The sequence below is a fragment of the Cupriavidus sp. 01T418 genome (assembly GCF_056398885.1).
In genome coordinates this window covers 35,519-56,335 of sequence record NZ_JBFTQG010000022.1, presented here as the reverse complement: position 1 = coordinate 56,335, position 20,817 = coordinate 35,519, and the positions used below count along the sequence as shown (strand labels likewise).

Genomic DNA, 20,817 nt, shown 5'->3' with positions numbered 1-20,817 from the left:
CCATGAGACTGCGCTGGCTGATGTGGGTGCTATGGCCCGGCTTCCTGGTTGCCGGGCTGACGACGGCCCTGGTATTTTCCATGGTCGATCCCGGTGACCTGCGCTTTTTCGGGCAACCGGTCGAGGCGTCGCGCGAGGCGGCCTACACCGTGGGCTTCCTGGTCGCGTGGGCGCTCTGTTCGCTGTCGAGTGGATTGACCTTGTACACCATGCCCACGCGGCTGGCGCAGACCGACGAACTGGAGTGAGGGCGATGCGCGGCTGCCAAAGCCGCGGGAGCCGGATGGCTCTGCGCGGCAGGCCGATGTTTGCCGGCCTAGCAGGACTTGTTGACGATCTGCTTGATGCCCGTCATGTCGACCAGCTTGACGTGGCGCTGGCGGATCTGGATCAGCCCGGCTTCCGCAAATCGGGAGAACAGGCGGCTGACGGTCTCGAGCTTGAGCCCGAGGTAGCTGCCGATTTYCTCGCGGCTCATGCGCAGCACGAACTCGGAGGCCGAATAGCCGCGCGCGGAAAGCCGCTCCGACAGGTTGAGCAGGAAGGCGGCAAGGCGCTCCTCGGCGCGCATCGAGCCCAGCGTGATCAGCATCACCTGGTCCTGCGAGATTTCCTTGCTCATCAGCCGCATGAACTGATGCTGCAGCGAGGGGAGCACATTGGACAGCGACTGGAGCTCGCCGAAGCGCACCACGCAGACTTCGGTATCCTCGAGTGCGGTGGCGTCCGATGCGTGCTGCATCTCGCCGAGGCCGTCGAGCCCGACGACTTCGCCGGGGAGGTGGAAGCCCGTGATCTGCGAGCGGCCATCCTCCATCGTCAGGTGGGTCTTGAGCGTGCCGAAGCGAATCGCATAGACGGCGCTAAGCGGATCGCCGAGGCGGTACAGGGTCTCGCCCTTGCGTACGCGCACGCGCTCCTGCACCAGCGAATCCATTTTTTCGAGGTCCTGCTGCGACATGCCGACGGGCAGGCAGAGCTGTCCCAGCGAGCAAGTGGAGCAGCGGGGCGACATCTCGGTAATGGGAATGGATGTTGGCAATTGGGGCCTGTCGGTTTAGCGCAATCAATCAAGCGCGGAGTAGCAGGCGCTGGGCTTCATATTGATAGCGCCTCCTGGAGGCCCGGGGGCGCGTTGGACGCATTTTACCGCGCCAGGTGATGTGGTTGGGAGGGGAAGTTGACCATAGGCGTACTTTTCAGCGTATTTACCCTGGCTTTGCTGGGCGGCGCGCATTGCGCGGCCATGTGCGGCGGGATTGCGCTTGCCGCCGAGCAGGGTGGTGTTGCAAGCGTGCCTGCCACCGTGCTGCGCCGGCCAGGCCATTGGCTGCTCGAGCTGCTGGTCATGCATGCCGGGCGGTTGAGCATGTATGCGCTGTTGGGGGCCTTGCTGGGCGCCTTGGGCGCAGGCGCCTGGAAGGCCCAGTACCTGCCGCTGCAACGCTGGATGTTCGGGGTCGGCAGCGTCATGCTGGTGTTGTCGGGTTTAAGGATGCTGCGCGGGCGCGTCGTGGCGGCTGCCTGGCTGGAGCGGCTGGCCGCCCGTGGCGCCGGCTGCTTGCTCCGCGGTTTTTCCGCCGCTGTCGCGCGCCTTGTACCCATGAGCTTGCCGCAGGGCCGGCTGCCGCGGCGCTACGGCATGGGACTGGCCTGGGGGCTGGTGCCATGCGGCATGGTCTATGGCGCCCTGGCGATGGCGCTGCTGGCCGGGAATGCACCTTCCGGGGCGCTGGTGATGGCCGTGTTCGGCCTGGGCACCTTGCCGAATCTATTGCTTATCTCGGGCCTGTCAGGCTACCTCAGGCAGTTGTCGCGCCGTCCGGCGGTACGTACGGGCGCCGGTCTCGCGGTGGCAGCTCTCGGCGTCGTCGGAGTGGCGCGTGCGTTGCTTTTGCCGGAGACGCTGGCCGCGCACGGCTTCTGCCTGGTCTTCTGATACGCCGCTTCATGGCGTATCGCGCACTTGGTCAGGTGACTGCCTGCGTGAATCGGTTGCAGGTTTGCCAGGGAATGCCATACAATCGCAAGAACAGCGATATCGCGCAGCGTATTTCATCGTGGCATCGTCAGGTAGCATTCGCACTCAGGGATGCATGCCAGAACACCCGGGTACGTACTACCGCCAGGGACCGTTCCCCATCCGCCGTCCAGTTCAAAAGATTATTTGGTTCAAAAGACCAGCCACGGCAGGGCGGGTGAAACAGGCCAGGCAGGCCCGATATCCGTATTTTCTTGCACCTGGAGCGACGGACGTCGCACCGGACAGGTCCGCCACATCAGGGGGAAGGCGCGACGCAAGGGCTCTGTCGACCGGCAGGTAAAGCCGGTGGCCGGGCGATCTCCCGCCGGACAGGTCCGGCACCCGATGCAAAAAAGAAAGCGCACGACTGCATGCATCAAGCATTGCAATTGGCTGCGCGGTCAGATGGCGGTGGCAATTCCAACCGCTGAACCCAATCTCCAGTGCGTCCGGGCTTGTCCGGGGCGCAGGTGCAAAGACAGGCTGCACGCAATCACATGAATACCCAAGAGGCGAAGATCGTCCTCGAGACCGCGCTGATCTGTGCGCAGGAACCCTTGCGCGTCCATGACCTGCGCCGGCTTTTTGCCGACGATGTTGGTGCCGATAGCATCCGGGTGCTGCTCGAAGAACTGCGCCGCGACTGGGAACAGCGCGGCGTGGAACTCGTGGCGCTGGCCAGTGGCTGGCGCTTCCAGAGCCGCCCGGTCATGCGCGAATACCTGGACCGGCTGAATCCTGAAAAGCCGCCGAAGTATTCCCGCGCGGTGATGGAGACGCTGGCGATCATCGCTTATCGGCAGCCGGTCACGCGCGGCGACATCGAGGAAATCCGCGGTGTCGCGGTGGGCACCGAAGTCGTGAAGAAGCTCGAGGACCGCAGCTGGATCGAGGTGATCGGTCACCGCGACGTGCCGGGCCGGCCAGCGCTGTATGCCACCACCAAGAATTTTCTTGATGATCTTGGCCTGCGCACGCTGGACGAACTGCCGCCGCTCGAAGATGTCCAGGCGCAGACGCAAGCCGCGTTGCTGAACCAGGAGCCCATCGATTTCGAGGCGCTGGGTACCGTGCCGGCCGGAAGCGACGAAGAAGCGTTCGCGGAGGCAGGCAGCCAGGCAATCGGGACCGGCATCGAGGCTCTCGATGCAGGTGACGTGCGCGAAGTAACCCGGCCGGCGGCGTCCGTCCCCGATGTCCTTGAGGCTGGCGCTGCGCAAGGCATCGCCGGTCTGGTGGATGCGTTTGAAAAGAAAGAGGCTCTGGTGCAAGCGCGAGCCGCGCCTGGGCCCGAGGCCGAAGTGCCGGCGACGCCGGAGCCAGGGATCGAGCCGGAGTCCGCCGAGCCCCTGGGGGCACGGCTTGACGACTCAGCCGTGGAGCAAGCCGTCGGTGACGGCGAAACCAATGAGCAAGCGGAAGCACCCGCCAACGGTTACCACGAGCAAGTGGCCTCCGGCGAGCAGGAGTCCGAAGTCCCGGGGGCGTCCAAGACGAATCCGGCGCACCCCAGCGAGCACGACGAGCGCGTGTCCAACTGAACACCATGCAACATCCGAATGTGAATACCTTGTCCGATTCTGTTGATCAAGACGTCCGCCAGGCGGATAAGCCGGCCGGCGATGCCGGCAACGGCGCCGAAGGCGGCGCCGGCACCGAGGGCGCGCCGCGCCGCAAGGGCCTGCGCCGTGGCTTGCGCAATCTGGTGGCGACGCGCCGCCAGGCCGCGCACGACCGCGACGGCGAGCGTGCCGCGGATGGCGAGGCCACTGCCGCCGCGGGCGGTCCGGATGCGGGCGCCGCGGCGGACGCGCAAGCCGGGCGTGGCGACGGCGTGAGGAAGGGACGTACGCGCGGCAAGCGCAAGCCCGCCGAAGGCGAATCAGTGCAAGCTGGCGAGCAGCAGGGCGAACGCCCTGCGCCGCGAGGCGGCCGCCGCCATGTCAGCGCCGATGCAGGCGAAGGCGTGAGCGAAGCCGGCGGCGAAGCAGCTGGCGAGCGCCAGCGCGACGGAGCCCGCGGCAATCCCAATGGCGCGCGCAAGCGCAGGCCGCAGCAAGGCCAGCAACAGGGCCAGCAGCAGGGCGCGGCCAGGCGCGGCGGTGCCGACGGGCAGCAGGGCGGCCCGCGCCAGGCGGGCAAGGGAAACAAAGGCAGGGGCGGTGCGCAGCGCCCGGCCCCGGGTGTGCCCGAAAAGGCACCCGCGGCCGTGGCCGCGGGCGGCGAGGACCTGTTCCGCTTCGTCATCTCCGGCCAGTACGACCAGGAAGATGCCAGCGGCGGCGCGCATGCCAAGGTCAAGCCGGTGCGGGAACTCTCGGCGGATGACGATGCGCCCAAGCTGCACAAGGTGCTGGCCGAGGGTGGCCTGGGCTCGCGCCGCGAGATGGAAGAGCTGATCCTGCAGGGACGCGTCTCGGTCAACGGCCTGCCGGCCCATATTGGCCAGCGCATCCTGCCGGCCGACCAGGTTCGCGTCAACGGCAAGCTGATTCACCGCCGGGTGTCGACCAAGCCGCCGCGCGTGCTGCTGTACCACAAGCCGGCGGGCGAGATCGTCAGCCAGTCGGATCCCGAAGGCCGTCCGACCGTGTTCGACAGCCTGCCGCGCATCAAGGCAGGGAAGTGGGTGGCCGTGGGCCGCCTGGACTTCAACACCGAAGGGCTGCTGATCTTTACCTCCTCGGGCGATATCGCCAACAAATTCATGCATCCGCGCTACGGCGTGGAGCGCGAGTATGCGGTGCGCACGCTGGGCGAGCTGGCCGAGGCCGATCGCCAGCGCTTGCTGCATGGCATCAAGCTCGATGACGGTGAAGCCAATTTCCTGCGCATCGCCGACGGCGGTGGCGAGGGCATCAACCACTGGTACCACGTGGCGCTGACCGAAGGCCGCAACCGCGAAGTACGCCGCATGTTCGAGGCCGTAGGCCTGACCGTGTCGCGCCTGATTCGTACCCGGTACGGCCAGTTCCTGCTGCCCCGCGGCCTCAAGCGTGGCCGCTGGCAGGAACTCGCGGCGGATGACGTGCGCGCGCTGATGGCATCCATCGGCCTGAAGGCGCCCGGCAAGGGCGATAGCATGCCCAAGGGCGGCAGCAAGGTAGGCGGCCGCCAGCAGCGTACCGAGGCGGCGATTGCCGGCATGCCGATGCCGACCGGCATGGATGGCCTGCCGCGCGTCAACAGGAATAACGGTCCGCGCGGCAGTGGCGCCGGCCGTGGTCAGCCCGATCCGATGCAGACCTCGATGGGTTATATCGGCGGCCCGACCTTGCTGACTTCGCACACCACCAAGTTTGGTGGTGGCGCGGCGGGTTCGCCGCGTGGTCCCGGTGGTCCGGGGCGTGGCGGTGGCCGGGGCGGCCGAGGCACGAATGGACCCATGGGCCCGATGGGGGGTATGGGCGGTATGGGTGGCATGGGCGGTGGCCAAGGCCGTTCCCAGCGTCGCGGCGGCGGCGAAGTCAACGGGAATGTGATGCCGCAAGCCGGCAAGCCCGGTGGCAATCGCCGTCCTCGCGGCGGTGGCCGTGACGGCAACCGCTGAAGCGATGGCGGCAGGGTGTGCCGGACGGGCCATACAGGGAGAAGAGCGGCGCAAGCCGCGTCCTTGGCAAGGCAAGTCCCCGCGCCTTTGCCTTTTGCACCGCGACAGCGTATAATCCAAGTCTATTCAAAAGTCATCCTGTAAAAGGATGGGCGAATGATGGGCATTGCGCCCATTTTTTTTTGCTTCGCCCGTTTCGTGTGCTTGCCGTGTTTCACGGCGCGCCGGTCGGGATGGCTGGCAGGCAAGCAGGCTGCAAGCCGCCAACAAAGGCGGCCGTGCCGGTGGGCTGGGTCTGCCACGGTATTGATGGCCATTATTCGGGAATACAGTGCATCTGGCAGATTTGATCGAAACCACCCTTAACGGCATGGGGTACGAGCTGGTTGAGCTCGAGCGCGCTCCGGGCGGACTCATGCGCGTCTACATCGATCAGCCTGAAACCGGCATCGTCATCGAGGACTGCGAGAAGGTAAGCCGCCAGCTTACCCACGTGCTGACCGTCGAGAATATCGACTACGAGCGCCTCGAAGTGTCCTCGCCGGGGCTGGACCGGCCGCTGAAGAAACTGGCTGACTTCGTCCGCTTCGCGGGCCAGGAAGCCAGGGTCACGTTGCGCCTTCCGGTCAATGGCCAGAAGAACTTCGTTGGCATCCTGCAAGTGCCTGCCGGGGAACCGGGGGAAGAGCAGATTGGCCTCGAGTTCGAAGGCCAGAACGGCACGGCACTGCTGGAATTCACCATATCCGATGTCGATCGCGCACGCCTGGTGCCGGTGATCGACTTCAAAGGAAATCAGAAAAAAGGGAACAAGCAATGAGCCGCGAAGTTCTGTTGCTCGTCGATGCGCTTGCGCGTGAGAAGAACGTCGACAAGGATGTGGTATTCGGTGCGCTGGAAGCGGCACTCGCTTCGGCAACCAAGAAGCGTTTCGAGGAAGACGTGGATATCCGCGTTGCCATCGATCGCGAGTCCGGTGAGCACGAGACGTTCCGTCGCTGGCTTGTGGTCCCCGATGAACAGGGCCTGCAGGAGCCGGACAAGCAGATCCTCATGTTCGAGGCACGCGAGCAGAATCCGGACATCCAGCTGGATGAGTGCATTGAAGAGCAGATCGAGTCGGTCGAGTTCGGCCGTATCGGTGCGCAAGCCGCCAAGCAGGTGATTCTGCAGAAGATCCGCGACGCCGAGCGCGAGCAGATCCTCAACGATTACCTGGATCGCGGCGAGAAGGTCATGACCGGTACGGTCAAGCGCGCCGACAAGAAGGGCCTGATCGTCGAGTCCGGCCGCGTGGAAGCGCTGCTGGCCCGCGACCAGATCATTCCAAAGGAAAACCTGCGCACCGGCGACCGTGTGCGCGCCTATATTCTGAATGTGGATCGCACCGCGCGCGGCCCGCAGATCGAGCTGTCGCGTACCGCGYCCGAGTTCCTGATCAAGCTCTTCGAGAACGAAGTGCCGGAGATGGAGCAAGGGCTGCTGGAGATCAAGGCGGCCGCCCGCGACCCCGGCGTGCGCGCCAAGATCGCGGTTGTGGCGCATGACAAGCGTATCGACCCGATCGGTACCTGCGTCGGCGTGCGCGGCACGCGGGTGACCGCGGTCCGTAACGAGATTGGCGGCGAAGCGGTCGACATCGTGCTGTGGTCGGAAGACCCGGCGCAGTTCGTGATTGGCGCGCTGGCGCCGGCACAGGTACAGTCGATTGTTGTAGACGAAGAAAAGCACAGCATGGACGTGGTGGTGGACGAGGAAAACCTCGCCGTCGCCATCGGCCGCAGCGGTCAGAACGTACGCCTGGCGTCCGAGCTGACCGGCTGGCAGATCAACATCATGACGCAGGAAGAATCGGCGCAGAAGCAAGCCGAGGAAAGCGGCGTGGTGCGCAAGTTGTTCATGGCCAAGCTGGACGTGGACGAAGAAGTGGCTGACATCTTGATCGACGAAGGTTTCTCCACGCTGGAAGAAGTGGCCTATGTGCCCATCAGCGAGATGTTGGAGATCGACGCATTCGATGAAGATACCGTCAACGAGCTGCGCAACCGCGCACGCGATGCGCTCTTGACGATGGAACTGGCCCGGGAAGAGAAGGTGGAAGAGGTGTCGCAGGATCTGCGCTCGCTCGACGGCCTGACCCCGGAACTGATCGGCAAGCTGGCCGAAGGCAACATCCACACGCGTGACGAACTGGCCGAATTGGCCGTCGACGAACTTGTCGACATGGTTGGTCTCGGCGAGGAAGAAGCCCGCGCGCTGATCATGAAAGCACGGGAACATTGGTTTAACTGAGGGACACGCTCAGGTAACGCTTGCAGAGGCTACTTGAGCGCGCATTCCGCACACGACTGTCCCGACGAATAAACCGAGCATTGAAAGGGTTTGAATGGCAAGCACAACAGTTGCCCAACTGGCCGCAGAACTGAGCCGCAGCGCAGCTGCCCTGCTGGAACAATTGCAGGCAGCTGGGGTGGGCAAGGTGACGCCTGACGACATCATCACCGAATCCGACAAGACCAAGTTGCTGGATTACCTCAAGCGTTCGCACGGGGCGGCCGATGACAGCGCGCGCAAGAAGATCACGCTGACCAAGCGCGAGACTTCCGAGATCCGCCAGGCTGATTCCACCGGCAAGACTCGCACGGTGCAGGTCGAGGTGCGCAAGAAGCGCGTCCTGATCAAGCGCGACGAGGCTTCGCCCGATGGCGCCGACGGCCACGACGTGGCCGAGCTGCAGATCGATGCGGCGGAACAGGCACGCCAGGACGAGGAAGATCGTCAGCAGACCGAGTTGCTGGCACGCCAGGAAGCCGAGTCGAAGGCACGCCAGGAAGCGGCTGAACGCGAGGAAGCCGAGCGCCGCGCCAAGCAGGAAGCACTGGAGGCGGAAGAGCGCCGCCAGGCTGAACTCGCCGCCCGCAAGGCGGAAGAGGAAGCCGTTGCCCTGCGCGCTGCCGCTGCCGCCAAGGCACCGGAAGACGACGACTCGCGCAGGAAGGCCGAAGACGACAAGGCGCGTCTGGCAGCCGAGCGCGCTGCCGCGCAGAAGGCTGCGGACGACGCCAAGCAGGCCGCCGACAAGGCGCGTGCCGAGCAGGACGCAGCGCGCAAGCGCCGCGAGGCCGCCGAAGCCGAGGCGCGAGCCATTCAGCAGATGCTGAATGCGCCGGCGCGCGTGCTCAAGGCGCCGTCGGAACGCAAGGCCGAAGAGAAGAAGGCCGAACAGACCGGCACGCTGCACAAGCCGGTCAAGGCGCCGGGCACCGAAGTCAAGAAAGAAGAGAAAAAGCCCGCAACGACGACTACCGCCACCGCTGCCACCACGGTCGACAAGAAGACCGGCAAGGTGCTGAAGGCTGGCACTTCCTCGACCTGGCAGGATGAAGGCTCGAAGAAGAAGGGCAGCGGCCTGAAGACCCGCGGCGATTCCTCGGGTGGCGTTGGCGGCTGGCGCGGCGGTCCGCGCGGCCGTGGCAACCGTCACCAGCAGGACGATCGCGGCACCAATTTCCAGGCACCGACGGAACCGGTGGTGCGCGAAGTGCACGTGCCGGAAACCATCTCGGTGGCGGATCTCGCGCACAAGATGGCCGTCAAGGCATCCGAGGTCATCAAGCAGATGATGAAGCTCGGCCAGATGGTGACCATCAACCAGGTGCTGGACCAGGAAACCGCCATGATCGTGGTGGAAGAAATGGGCCACAAGGCGTTTGCCGCCAAGCTGGACGATCCGGAAGCCCTGCTTGTGGTGGGTGGCGAAGACCACACCGACGCGGAGCAGCTGCCGCGTCCGCCGGTGGTGACCGTGATGGGTCACGTCGACCACGGCAAGACCTCGCTGCTGGACTACATCCGCCGTGCCAAGGTGGCGGCGGGCGAAGCCGGCGGTATTACGCAGCATATCGGTGCCTACCATGTGGAAACCGAACGCGGCGTGATCACCTTCCTGGACACCCCGGGCCACGAGGCCTTCACGGCCATGCGTGCCCGCGGTGCCAAGGCAACCGACATCGTGATCCTGGTGGTCGCGGCCGACGACGGCGTGATGCCGCAGACGAAGGAAGCCATCGCCCACGCCAAGGCGGCGGGCGTGCCCATCGTCGTGGCGATCAACAAGATCGACAAGCCCGAAGCCAACCCGGACCGCGTGAAGCAGGAACTGGTGGCCGAGCAGGTGCTGCCGGAAGAGTACGGCGGTGATTCGCCGTTCGTTCCGGTGTCCGCCAAGACCGGCGCCGGCATCGACGATCTGCTGGAGCAGGTGCTGCTGCAGGCCGAAGTGCTGGAACTGCGCGCCCCGACGGATGCCCCGGCCAAGGGCCTGGTGGTGGAAGCCCAGCTGGACAAGGGCAAGGGCCCGATCGCGACCATCCTGGTCACCAGCGGCACGCTCAAGCGTGGCGACGTGGTGCTGGCTGGCAGCGCTTATGGCCGCGTTCGCGCCATGCTGGATGAAACCGGCAAGCCGACCAAGGAAGCAGGTCCCTCGATTCCGGTCGAGATCCAGGGCCTGTCCGAAGTGCCGGCCGCCGGCGAGGAAGTCCTGGTCCTGCCGGACGAGCGCAAGGCGCGTGAAATCGCGCTGTTCCGCCAAGGCAAGTACCGTGACGTCAAGCTGGCCAAGCAGCAGGCTGCCAAGCTGGAAACCATGCTGGAGCAGATGAGCGAAGGCGAAGTGCAGTCGCTGCCGTTGATCGTCAAGGCCGACGTGCAGGGTTCGCAGGAAGCGCTGGTGCAATCGCTGCAGAAGCTGTCCACCGAAGAAGTGCGCGTGCAGATCGTGCACGGCGGCGTGGGCGGCATCTCGGAGTCGGACGTCAACCTGGCCACGGCCTCGAAGGCGGTCATCATCGGCTTCAACGTGCGTGCCGATGCCGGCGCGCGCAAGCTGGCCGAGAACAACGGCATCGACATCCGCTACTACAACATCATTTACGATGCGGTAGACGAGATCAAGGCGGCGATGTCGGGCATGCTGGCTCCGGAAAAGCGCGAAGTCACGCTGGGTACGGTCGAAGTGCGCCAGGTGTTCCGCGTGCCGAAGATCGGTGCGGTGGCCGGCTGCATGGTTACCGATGGCCTGGTCAAGCGTACCGCCCTGGTACGGGTGCTGCGCAACAACGTGGTCATCCATACCGGCGAGCTCGATTCGCTCAAGCGCTTCAAGGACGACGTCAAGGAAGTCAAGCAAGGCTTCGAGTGCGGTCTGTCGATCAAGAACTTCAACGACGTTCAGGAAGGCGACCAGCTCGAAGTGTATGAAATCACCGAGGTGGCGCGCACGCTGTAAAGCGTGTTGCGGGCGGCGAGCCAGTTGGCTCGCCGCTGCCTGTCTCGACAGAAGCGTATTGAATGGCCAAGAAAGGCAATATCTCCTCCCGTAATCTCCGGATTTCCGACCAGATCCAGCGCGATCTTGCCGAGATGATCCAGCGTGAGCTGCGCGATCCCCGCCTGGGGCTCGTCACACTGCAGTCGGTCGCGCTGACCCCCGACTACGCGCACGCCAAGGTGTACTTCACCGTGCTGGCGGCCGATGCCGCGGAAGTGGAGGGCATCCTCAACGAAAAGTCCGGCTACTTGCATTCGCTGCTCTATAAGCGGCTGCATATCCATACGGTGCCGACACTGCGCTTTTTCCACGATACCTCGGTGGAACAGGCGATCGAGATGTCCAAGCTGATCAAGGAAGCGAACTCCACTCGCGCAAAAGAAGACTGAAAAACGGCCCGTACTAACGGGCCGTTTTCTTGTACACCCCGTCTGTCGCGCCCGGCATCGCACTGCGTGCCGGCGTCACATGGTTCCCGTCATGACCGATCCCAAAAACAATCGCCCGCCCCGGCAGCCGCGCCGCGAGGTGCATGGCGTTCTGCTGCTCGACAAACCGCCAGGCCTGTCATCCAACGATGCACTGGTGCGTGCCAAGCGTCTGCTGCGTGCGCTCAAGGCAGGCCATACCGGCACGCTCGACCCGCTGGCCACCGGCCTGTTGCCGCTGTGCTTCGGCGAGGCCACCAAGTTCTCGCAGGACCTGCTCGAGGCCGACAAGACCTACGAGGCAGCCGTGCGCCTGGGCATCAAGACGGCCACCGGCGATGCCGAAGGCGAGGCGATCGCGCAGCGTCCGGTAACCTGCGATATCGAGGCCCTGCGCGAGGCAATGCAGCGCTTCGCGGGTGAGATCGAGCAGGTGCCGCCGATGCACTCGGCGCTGAAGAAAGACGGACGCCCGCTGTACGAATACGCGCGTGCGGGACAGACGGTGGAGCGTGCGGCGCGCCGCGTCACTATCCGCGAGATCACGCTATTGGATTGCGGCTTGCCGCAGACGCCCACTTTCAGCATGCGCGTGACCTGTAGCAAGGGAACTTATATCCGCACCTTGGCCGAAGACATCGGCGAGGCGCTCGGCTGCGGCGCGCATCTGAGCGGCTTGCGGCGTACCGCGGTAGGCGACCTGAGCCTGGCCGGCGCGGTCACGCTGGAGCAGATCGAGCAGCACGCCGATGACGAGCGGCCGGCCTTGCTGGCGCCGGTCGATGCCTTGCTGCAGCGCTGCGTGCCGGTGACGCTCGATGAGGCTGCCATGGCTCGCTTCCTGCAGGGGCAGCGCATCGCGCAACGCGACCTGCCCGCGGCTACCGTGCTCGCGGATGGCGAGCTTGCCCGCGTCTATGGCGATGAACCGCAACGACTGCTGGGCGTGGCGCGCATGCGTGAAGGGGCGCTGCGTCCCGAGCGGCTGGTCAAGCTGTAAGGAAAGCGGGGCGCGGGGGGAGGGGGCAAGGCCGATGCCTGGGAAGGCACCGGCCTTGCCGGCAGCGCTGGCTGCGCTTAGTGCGCCCCGGCGGCGGAGGCGTCCAGGTCGCCCCCCTTCTTGGGCTTGGTCAGCCAGACAAACACAACCAGCGCGAAGAACAGCACGCCCGAGATCCAGAAGATGTCGTTGGCGCCGAGCATGGCCGCCTGCTGTGAAATGCTTCGCTCGATCTGGCCATTGGCCTGGGCCTGGCTCATGCCCATCTCCATCAGGTGATTCAGCTGATCGGTGTAGGCCGGATTGTAAGAATTGACCTGTTCCACCAGCTGCGCGTGATGCAGCGCCGTGCGATTTTCCCAGATGGTGGTCGAGATCGATGCCCCGATCGCGCCGAAGGTGATCCGTACGAAATTGGAGACGCCCGAGGCCGACGGGATCTTCTCCGGCGGCTGGCCCGACAGGATGATCGAGGTCAGCGGGATAAAGAACATGGCCATCGCCGCGCCCTGGATCAGCGTCGGGATCATCAGCGTGCGGGTATCGACCTGCAGGGTGAAATCCGAACGCATCAGGCTGACGATGCCGAAGATGATGAAGGCCACGGTGGCAACCCAGCGGGCGTCCATCCTGGGCAGGTTCTTGCCGATCACTGGCGACAGCAGGATAGCGAAGATCCCGACCGGCGCCATCACGATGCCGGCATTTGTCGCCGTATAGCCGACGATGGTTTGCAGCCACAGCGGCAGGATCACCAGGTTGCCGAAGAACAGCCCATAGGCCACCGAGATGGCCACCACCCCCGCGCTGAAATTGCGGCCCTTGAACAGCGTAATGTCAACGACCGGGTGCTTCTCGTAGCTCTCCCAGACGAGGAAGAACAGGAAGCCCACGATGGCCACCACCGTCAGCACCACGATCGCGGTCGAGTGGAACCAGTCCAGTTCCTTGCCCTTGTCGAGCATCAGCTGCATCGAACCCACCCAGATCACCAGCAGTGCCAGCCCGATCCGGTCGATCGGCAGGATCTTGACGGGCGTTTCCCGGTCGCGGTAGATGACCCAGGTTGCATAGGCTGCGCCAAGGCCCACCGGGATGTTGATGTAGAAGATCCACGGCCAGGTCATATTGTCCGAGATCCAGCCGCCCAGCAGTGGCCCCATGATCGGCGCCACCAGCGTGGTCATGCCCCATAGCGCCAGCGCCATGCTGCTTTTCTGCGGCGGATAGCTCGATAGCAGCAGCGACTGCGACAGCGGGATCATGGGCCCGGCCACGGCGCCCTGCAGCACGCGCGCCGCCAGCAGGACTTCCAGGTTGGGCGCGACGCCGCACAGCCACGACGACAGCACGAACAGCAGGATCGAGGTGATGAACAGCCGCACCGCCCCGAAGCGCGTGGTCATCCAGCCGGTCAGCGGCACCGAGATCGCGTTGGCCACCGCGAACGAGGTGATGACCCAGGTGCCCTGGTTGGGCGCCACGCCGAGATCGCCCGAGATGGCCGGGATCGATACGTTGGCGATGGATGAGTCGAGCACGTTCATGAACGTGGCCAGCGACAACGAGATGGTGCCGATGAGCAGCTTGCCGCCCGAGAGCGGTGTTGGCACGCGGGGGCGCGCCGCCGGTGACGGGGCAGCGCCGCGCGCGGGGGTGGAGGTTGCCATGTTCAGGTGTTGGCTGGTTTGGCCGCCGAATGGGCTGCACCCGGCGCTGCACCCGGCGCCGCACCCGGCGCTGCCATGGGCTCGGCCGCCTGGCGGCCGCCATTGTTCAGCGAGACGATGCGGGCGATCAGCGCGTCGGCGTCCTGCGCGACCTTGTCATAGACGTCGGTCTGCATTGGCCGGGCAACCGTGGTGCTGGTCATCGCCGCGCCTTCTTCCTTGCGCACGTCGACGGTTACGTTCATCGACAGGCCGACGCGCAGCGGGTGGTCCTTCAATTGCTGCGGATCCAGGGCGATGCGCACCGGCAGTCGCTGCACCACCTTGATCCAGTTGCCGGTGGCATTCTGCGCCGGCAGCAGCGAGAAGGCCGAGCCGGTACCGGCCGAGAAGCCCTCCACCTTGCCGTTGTAGGTCACCTTGGAGCCGTACAGGTCGGCCTCCAGCGTGACCGGCTGGCCAGCGCGCATATGCGTGATCTGCACTTCCTTGAAGTTGGCGTCGACCCACACCTGGTCCAGCGGCACCACGGCCATCAGCGGCGCGCCCGGCGCCACGCGCTGGCCCACCTGCACCGAACGCTTGGCCACGTAGCCGGTCACCGGCGCCGGCAGGGTCGAGCGTGCGAATGCGAGGTAGGCGGCACGCAGGTTGGCCGCGGCGCGCTGCACATTGGGATGCTTCTCCACCGTGGTCTGGTCGGTCAGCACCTTGTTGGATGCCAGTTGCTCGCGCGTTGCCGACAGGGCCGACTGGGCCGCCGTCAGCGCCGTCTCGGCGTGCGAGATTTCCTCGCCCGACACCGCGCCGGAATTGGCGATGGCCATGCGGCGCTTGAGGTCCTCTTTCGCCTTGGCCACGTCGGCTTCACGCATCGCCACGTTGGCGGCCAGCGAACCGTTGTTGACGTAAAGGGTGCGGACTTCGCGCACGGCTTGTGCCAGTTGCGCCTCGGCCTGCTCCAGTGCGACCTGGGAGTCGGCGCGGTCGAGCTGGATCAGCGGCTGGCCGGCAGTGACCAGTTGCGTGTCGTCGGCGGCGATCGAGATCACGGTGCCGCCTACCAGCGGCGTGACCTGCACCACGTTACCCGCCACATAGGCGTCGTCGGTGCTTTCGAAGTGACGCGCGTACAGGCCCCAGTAGATGCCGTAGGCCACGCCGGCCACCACCACCGCGGCGGTGAGGGAAAGCAGCAGGCGCTTGCGCTTGCCGTTGTTGTTGACGGAGGCCGCGGGGGAGGCGGGAGTCTGGGGCGCTTGCTTGTTGTCGCTCATGATCGTCTTTGATGAATGCTGTCAGTACCACTGGTCTGGGCTGGTCTGTTCTTGCTGTGCATGCCCGCACTGCGAGGGCGGGCTCAGCCGCGCGCCTCGGCCGGCTTTTGCGTGCCTTCGGCTTGCTCCTGATAGCCACCGCCGAGCGCTTTCATCAGGCTCATCTGGAGGTCCAGGCGGCGCGCCTGGAGGTCGGTGGCAAGGCGGCGCTGCAGCAGCACATTGCTCTCGGCATTGAGCACCGTGAGCTGGGTGCCCAGTCCGGCCTTGTAGCGGATGATGGCCAGCGAGTAGGCCTTCTCGGCCAGGGCCAGCGCTTCGCGCTGGGCCGTGATCTGGGTGTCCACGCTGCGGATGCTGGCGACCGTGTCGGCGGTTTCGTGCAGCGCATCGACCAGTGCCTGGTTGTAGGTGGCCACGGCAATGTCGTAGTGCGCGTACCTGCCCTTCAGGTTGGCGCGCAGCTTGCCGCCCTCGAAGATCGGCAGGCTGACGGCCGGGCCGATGCCGAAGGTCCGGCTCATGCCCATCAGCAGGTTGGACGGATCCAGCGAGGCATAGCCGGCGAAGGCGGACAGGGTGACGTTGGGCAGGAATTCCGCGCGCGCCACCTCGATGTCCTTGCTGGTAGCCTCGACGCGCCAGCGCGCCGCGACCAGCTCGGGTCGGCGGCCCAGCAAGTCGACGGTGAGGTTGTCCGGCAGTTGCGGCGTGTCCTGCGCCAGGATGGTCGGGCGCTGGATCGCCAGGCCGCGGTCGGGGCCCTTGCCCAGCAGGGCGGCGATCTGGTTGCGCGCCAGTGCGATGTCTTCGTCCACGCGCAGCAGGTCGGTTTGCGCAGACGCCACCGTGCCGCGTGCCTGGGTGGTTTCCACCTGGGTATCCAGCCCCGCTCTGAGGCGCTCGCTCGACAGCTGGGTCAGGTCGCGGCGCTGGGCGATGGCGCGCTCGGCCACGTCGCGTTGCGCGTACAGGGCGGCCAGGCGCGCGTAGGCGCGGGCCACGGACGTGGTCAGGATCAGGCGCGAGGCCTGGCTTTCCGCCTCGGCGGCGCGGTCGTCGGACAATGCGGCTTCGAGCGCCGCGCGGTTCTTGCCCCAGAAGTCGAATTCGTACGACAGGCCGGCTTGCAGGCGCGCCTGGTTTTGCCAGGAGCCGGCCAGTGGCGTGCCTTCGAACAGGTCGGTCGCGGAGAAGCGCTGGCGCACCAGGCTGCCTTGGAAATCGACCTGCGGATACAGTGCGCTGCGGGTGACGTCGGCCATCGCGCGGGAGGCTTCCACGCGGGCGAAAGCGGCTTGCAGGTCAGGGCTGTCCTTTACCGCCTCGTCGACCAGGCCGCGCAGTTGTGGATCCTTGAACTGGTCGATCCAGTCCAGCGAGGGCCACTGGCCTTGCTGCGAGGGCAGGGTCCGGGCGCTGGCAAGCGAGGCCGGGGCGGTGATGGTCTGCGTGCTGTGCGAATTGCCGAACGCGGCGCAACCCGCGAGGACCGCGACCGCGAGCGCCGTCAGCACGAGCGTGCCGGCCCGGTGCCCGGCTGCGCTTGCGCGCGGGGACAGAGTGGAAAGAGAGGAGAGGGCTTGATTCATCTGGGTGCGGAGCGACGGAGCCTGATTATTTGTTCTTGTCGTTAAGAGATCGGGGCGGCAGCGGCCGGCAGGCATGGCAAGGGTACGCCGGGGGTATGTCACCGGGGGTATGTCAGTTACGCAGGCTGTCCGCTGTTGTTGCCGATGATCCGGTTCAGCATCGAGCGGAAAGTCTGAAGCTCGGCTGCGGAAAAATCCCGGAAATGCCGGTTCAGCACGCGGCAATAGATCCGGGGCAGCTCTTCCACCAGGGCCCGGCCGGCGGCCGTGATCGACAGGTCGACCACGCGCCGGTCGGCATCGCTGCGCTGGCGCAGGATCAGCCCGCGCTTTTCCATGCGGCTGAGCAGGCGCGTGACCGAACCCATGTCGGTGTTGAGCTCCCGGCCCAGGTCGGTCACGGTACTGCCACTGCCATTGGCCAGCATCATCAGGCAGGTGGCCTGGGCATGCGTGATATCCAGGCCGTTGACCTCCTGCTCCACGTCGTGCGACAGCACGCTCTTGGCACGGGCCATCAGATAACCCACGCTTTCACCCATGCGGTATTCGGCCGGGTCGAAGGGGTGGGTGTCATCGGAAACGGGCTGGGTTTGCTCGGACATCTGTGGACATCTCGCCTGGGTGTTTGTCGCTGCAATATTTGTCATGACAACTATATGTTCGCGATTCGCGATACGCAAGTCAGTCAATTTGCTATTGCGGATAACGCAATAATAAAATTTCGCCGGCACCCGAGTACTCCTTGCGCAACGCACGCATTTCGTCAGGTGCTTATGGCTCTACCTCGTTATGCGAAGGGCCACTCGCCAGTTGCCGGGCTTCAGGTAACCTCCGAAGGTTGGCCTCGGGTTTTGCGTCGCAGCATGCTATAATTTCGGGTTATCTTTTGATGCTCAGCCCCCAAAGCGAGACGCTGCAATGACCCGCGCCATCCGCAATATCGCCATCATCGCCCACGTCGATCATGGCAAGACCACACTGGTCGACCAACTCCTGCGCCAGACAGCCACCTTCCGCGACAACCAGCAAGTGGTCGAGCGCGTGATGGATTCGAACGACATCGAAAAGGAACGCGGGATTACCATCCTGGCGAAGAATTGCGCTGTCGAATACAACGGCACCCATATCAACATCGTCGATACGCCAGGCCACGCTGACTTCGGCGGTGAAGTGGAGCGCGTGCTGTCGATGGTCGACGGAGTGCTGTTGCTGGTCGATGCCGTCGAAGGCCCGATGCCGCAGACCCGCTTCGTCACCCGCAAGGCGCTGGCGCTGGGCCTGAAGCCGATCGTCGTGATCAACAAGGTCGACCGTCCGGGCGCGCGTCCGGAGTGGGTGATCAACCAGACCTTCGACCTGTTCGACAAGCTGGGCGCAACCGACGAGCAGCTCGATTTCCCGGTGATCTACGCATCGGGCCTGAACGGCTATGCCGGCCTGACCGACGACGTGCGCGAAGGCGACATGAAGCCGCTGTTCGAGACCGTGCTGGCCAAGGTGCCGGTCCGTGACGACAACCCGGATGGCCCCCTGCAGCTGCAGATCATCTCGCTCGATTACAACAGCTATGTCGGCAAGATCGGCGTAGGCCGCATTTCGCGTGGCCGTGCCCGTTCGCTGCAAGACGTGGTGGTCAAGTTCGGTCCGGAAGGCAACCCGATCAAGGGCCGTATCAACCAGGTGCTGAAGTTCCAGGGCCTGGAGCGCGAAATCGTGGCAGAAGCCGAAGCCGGCGACATCGTGCTGATCAACGGCATCGAAGAACTGGGCATTGGCTGCACCGTGTGCGCACCGGACGCCCAGGACGCGCTGCCGATGCTGAAGGTGGACGAGCCCACGCTGACCATGAACTTCTGCGTCAACACGTCGCCGCTGGCCGGCCGTGAAGGCAAGTTCGTGACCAGCCGCCAGCTGCGCGAACGCCTGGACCGCGAACTGAAGTCGAACGTGGCACTGCGCGTGGCCGAAACCGGCGACGACACCATCTTCGAAGTGTCGGGCCGCGGCGAGCTGCACCTGACCATCCTGCTGGAAAACATGCGCCGCGAAGGCTACGAGCTGGCCGTGTCGCGCCCGCGCGTGGTGTTCAAGGAATTCGACGGCGTCAAGCACGAGCCGTACGAACTGCTGACCGTGGACGTCGAAGATGGCCACCAGGGCAGCGTGATGGAAGAGCTGGGCCGCCGCAAGGGCGAACTGCTCGACATGGCATCGGACGGCAAGGGCCGCACCCGCCTCGAGTACCGCGTCCCGGCCCGTGGCCTGATCGGCTTCCAGGGCGAGTTCCTGACGCTGACCCGCGGCACCGGCCTGATCAGCCACATCTTCGACGACTACGCGCCCGTGCGCGAAGGCGGCCTGGGTGAGCGCCACAACGGCGTGCTGATCTCGCAGGACGACGGCGATGCCGTGGCCTACGCACTGTGGAAGCTGCAGGATCGCGGCCGCATGTTCGTCAAGCCGGGCGATGCGCTGTACGAAGGCATGATCATCGGCATCCATAGCCGCGACAACGACCTGGTCGTGAACCCGATCAAGGGCAAGCAGCTCACCAACGTGCGCGCCTCGGGTACCGACGAAGCCGTGCGCCTGGTGCCGCCGATCCAGATGTCGCTCGAATACGCGGTGGAATTCATCGCCGACGACGAGCTGGTGGAAATCACGCCCAAGAGCATCCGCCTGCGCAAGCGCCACCTGAAGGAGCACGAGCGCAAGCGTGCTTCGCGCGAAACCGCGTAAGCGGCTTCTGCCCCAGGCAATCCTGCCAACAAAAAACCGCGCCTTGTGCGCGGTTTTTTGTTGGCTGTTTGTTGGCTGTTTGTTGCCAGTTTCCTGGCCTGTCAGCCGTCCTGGCTGCGATCGGCCCCAAATGCCACGCCGCTCGGCGCCGGGCTCCCGGCCACTTCGCGCGGATTGCGCCACTCCGGCGGCTTCCAGAGATGACGCGGGTCCCGGTGGCGCCACGCGTCGGAGAACATGTCGCGCCATTCGTGGAAGGTCAGGATGATCGGGTCATGACTGGCGATGCGGCGGGTAATGCCGTACTCGGGCGGCGCCTGCTCGGGCACGAAGGAGCCGAACATCCGGTCCCACACCGTCAGCACGCCCGCATAGTTGCGGTCGATGTACTGCGGGTTCTTTGCATGGTGCACGCGGTGGACCGAAGGCGTATTGAACAGCCATTCAAGCCGGTGCCAGCGTCCGCCCAGCCGCGTGTGCACGAAGAACTGGAAGGCGAGGTTCAGGCCCACGGCCAGGATCACCCAGTCGGGCGTGAAGCCGATCAACGCCAGCGGAATCCAGAACAGCCACATCCCCGAGAGCGGATAGGTGAGGCTTTGGCGGAAGGCCGTGGAGAAATTCATGCCCTCGGAGGAATGATGGGTGACGTGCGAGGCCCACAGCCAGCGCACCCGGTGGCTGGCGCGGTGAAACCAGTAATAAAGGAAGTCCTGCAAAAGCAGCAGCAGGAGAAACGACCACAGGGTTTGCGGCATCGCCTTCAACCCGTGCTGGTAGCTCCAGGCGTAGGCCGTGCGCACCATCAGCCACAGGAAAAAAGCATCCGACACCTGATGTATCAGCGCCAGCGCGGAGTTGGAGAGCGTGTCGCGCAGGCTGTAGACCGCGGGATCGCGCCGCGCCCAATACCCTGCCTCCGCGCCGATGGTCAGCAGGAAGACCGGCGCGAACGCCAGCAGGATCAGGGCGGGATCGATTGTCGACGGCGTCATGCGCGCCATGTTGCGTGATTCGCAATCTTTTGTCTGGGGGCCATCCTCTAAACGCCTGAGCAGCGTTGTCAAATGTGCACCTTGATCCGCTCAAAAACGCTTGTGGCGCGCAATTTCATTCCTGATTATTTTGCAAGTCTGAATATCCACGCGCGCGGGGTCAAGGCGGCAGGAGGGGCGCCGTTATAGCAGGGCGGCCAAAAACGGA

Annotated in this window: 16 protein-coding genes; 10 read left to right on the top strand and 6 right to left on the bottom strand. The window is 65.1% G+C overall.

The window, feature by feature from the left end; all coding sequences use genetic code 11:
• The first annotated feature begins 2 nt into the window (after positions 1–2).
• Positions 3–248, top strand: coding sequence for a hypothetical protein (locus AC1DQ3_RS21030; protein WP_477122085.1), 246 nt, complete (start codon positions 3–5; stop codon positions 246–248).
• A 68-nt stretch (positions 249–316) separates the two neighbouring features.
• On the opposite strand, the gene fnr is transcribed toward AC1DQ3_RS21030, so the two are convergent.
• On the bottom strand, positions 317–1,042 hold the full coding sequence (fnr, locus tag AC1DQ3_RS21025) for a fumarate/nitrate reduction transcriptional regulator Fnr (RefSeq protein ID WP_477122084.1): 726 nt from the start codon (positions 1,040–1,042) through the stop codon (positions 317–319).
• Between the two features lie 138 nt (positions 1,043–1,180).
• Between fnr and AC1DQ3_RS21020 the strand changes: the two genes are divergently transcribed.
• From AC1DQ3_RS21020 to truB, 8 genes are all read left to right on the top strand, one after another.
• Positions 1,181–1,939: a sulfite exporter TauE/SafE family protein gene (locus tag AC1DQ3_RS21020; protein WP_477122083.1), complete on the top strand. Its 759-nt coding sequence runs from the start codon at positions 1,181–1,183 to the stop codon at positions 1,937–1,939.
• Positions 1,940–2,520: 581 nt separating this feature from the next.
• On the top strand, positions 2,521–3,564 hold the full coding sequence (gene scpB, locus AC1DQ3_RS21015) for an SMC-Scp complex subunit ScpB (protein ID WP_477122082.1): 1,044 nt from the start codon (positions 2,521–2,523) through the stop codon (positions 3,562–3,564).
• Between the two features lie 5 nt (positions 3,565–3,569).
• The gene (rluB, locus tag AC1DQ3_RS21010; protein WP_477122081.1) at positions 3,570–5,573 is read left to right on the top strand and encodes a 23S rRNA pseudouridine(2605) synthase RluB; all 2,004 of its coding nucleotides are present in this window, start codon (positions 3,570–3,572) and stop codon (positions 5,571–5,573) included.
• 331 nt (positions 5,574–5,904) lie between these two features.
• Positions 5,905–6,393 carry a ribosome maturation factor RimP gene (gene rimP, locus AC1DQ3_RS21005; protein WP_477122080.1) on the top strand — a complete coding sequence of 163 codons (489 nt, stop codon included), beginning with the start codon at positions 5,905–5,907 and terminating at the stop codon, positions 6,391–6,393.
• On the top strand, positions 6,390–7,865 hold the full coding sequence (gene nusA / locus AC1DQ3_RS21000) for a transcription termination factor NusA (protein ID WP_477122079.1): 1,476 nt from the start codon (positions 6,390–6,392) through the stop codon (positions 7,863–7,865). Before rimP ends, nusA begins: the two co-directional genes overlap by 4 nt.
• Positions 7,866–7,959: 94 nt before the next feature.
• Positions 7,960–10,863, top strand: coding sequence for a translation initiation factor IF-2 (gene infB / locus AC1DQ3_RS20995; protein WP_477122078.1), 2,904 nt, complete (start codon positions 7,960–7,962; stop codon positions 10,861–10,863).
• A gap of 62 nt (positions 10,864–10,925) precedes the next feature.
• Positions 10,926–11,294 (top strand): 30S ribosome-binding factor RbfA, encoded by a 369-nt coding sequence (rbfA, locus tag AC1DQ3_RS20990; protein WP_477122077.1) that lies wholly within the window; start codon positions 10,926–10,928, stop codon positions 11,292–11,294.
• Between the two features lie 91 nt (positions 11,295–11,385).
• A complete protein-coding gene (gene truB, locus AC1DQ3_RS20985) occupies positions 11,386–12,333 on the top strand; it encodes a tRNA pseudouridine(55) synthase TruB (RefSeq protein WP_477122076.1) in 948 nt (315 codons plus the stop codon).
• A gap of 77 nt (positions 12,334–12,410) precedes the next feature.
• Here truB and AC1DQ3_RS20980 read toward each other — a convergent pair whose 3' ends face one another.
• From AC1DQ3_RS20980 to AC1DQ3_RS20965, 4 genes are all read right to left on the bottom strand, one after another.
• Positions 12,411–14,003 (bottom strand): DHA2 family efflux MFS transporter permease subunit, encoded by a 1,593-nt coding sequence (locus tag AC1DQ3_RS20980; protein ID WP_477122075.1) that lies wholly within the window; start codon positions 14,001–14,003, stop codon positions 12,411–12,413.
• 2 nt (positions 14,004–14,005) lie between these two features.
• A complete protein-coding gene (locus AC1DQ3_RS20975; protein ID WP_477122074.1) occupies positions 14,006–15,280 on the bottom strand; it encodes an EmrA/EmrK family multidrug efflux transporter periplasmic adaptor subunit in 1,275 nt (424 codons plus the stop codon).
• An 83-nt stretch (positions 15,281–15,363) separates the two neighbouring features.
• Positions 15,364–16,872 (bottom strand): efflux transporter outer membrane subunit, encoded by a 1,509-nt coding sequence (locus tag AC1DQ3_RS20970; RefSeq protein ID WP_477122073.1) that lies wholly within the window; start codon positions 16,870–16,872, stop codon positions 15,364–15,366.
• 116 nt (positions 16,873–16,988) lie between these two features.
• A complete protein-coding gene (locus AC1DQ3_RS20965; RefSeq protein WP_477122072.1) occupies positions 16,989–17,477 on the bottom strand; it encodes a MarR family winged helix-turn-helix transcriptional regulator in 489 nt (162 codons plus the stop codon).
• Positions 17,478–17,793: 316 nt separating this feature from the next.
• On the opposite strand from AC1DQ3_RS20965, the gene typA reads away from it, so the two are divergent.
• Positions 17,794–19,614: a translational GTPase TypA gene (typA, locus tag AC1DQ3_RS20960; RefSeq protein ID WP_477122071.1), complete on the top strand. Its 1,821-nt coding sequence runs from the start codon at positions 17,794–17,796 to the stop codon at positions 19,612–19,614.
• A gap of 101 nt (positions 19,615–19,715) precedes the next feature.
• Here the strand turns inward: typA and AC1DQ3_RS20955 are convergent, their stop codons facing one another.
• Positions 19,716–20,609, bottom strand: a complete 894-nt coding sequence (locus AC1DQ3_RS20955; RefSeq protein ID WP_477122070.1) for a sterol desaturase family protein — start codon at positions 20,607–20,609, stop codon at positions 19,716–19,718.
• Between the last annotated feature and the right edge of the window lie 208 nt (positions 20,610–20,817).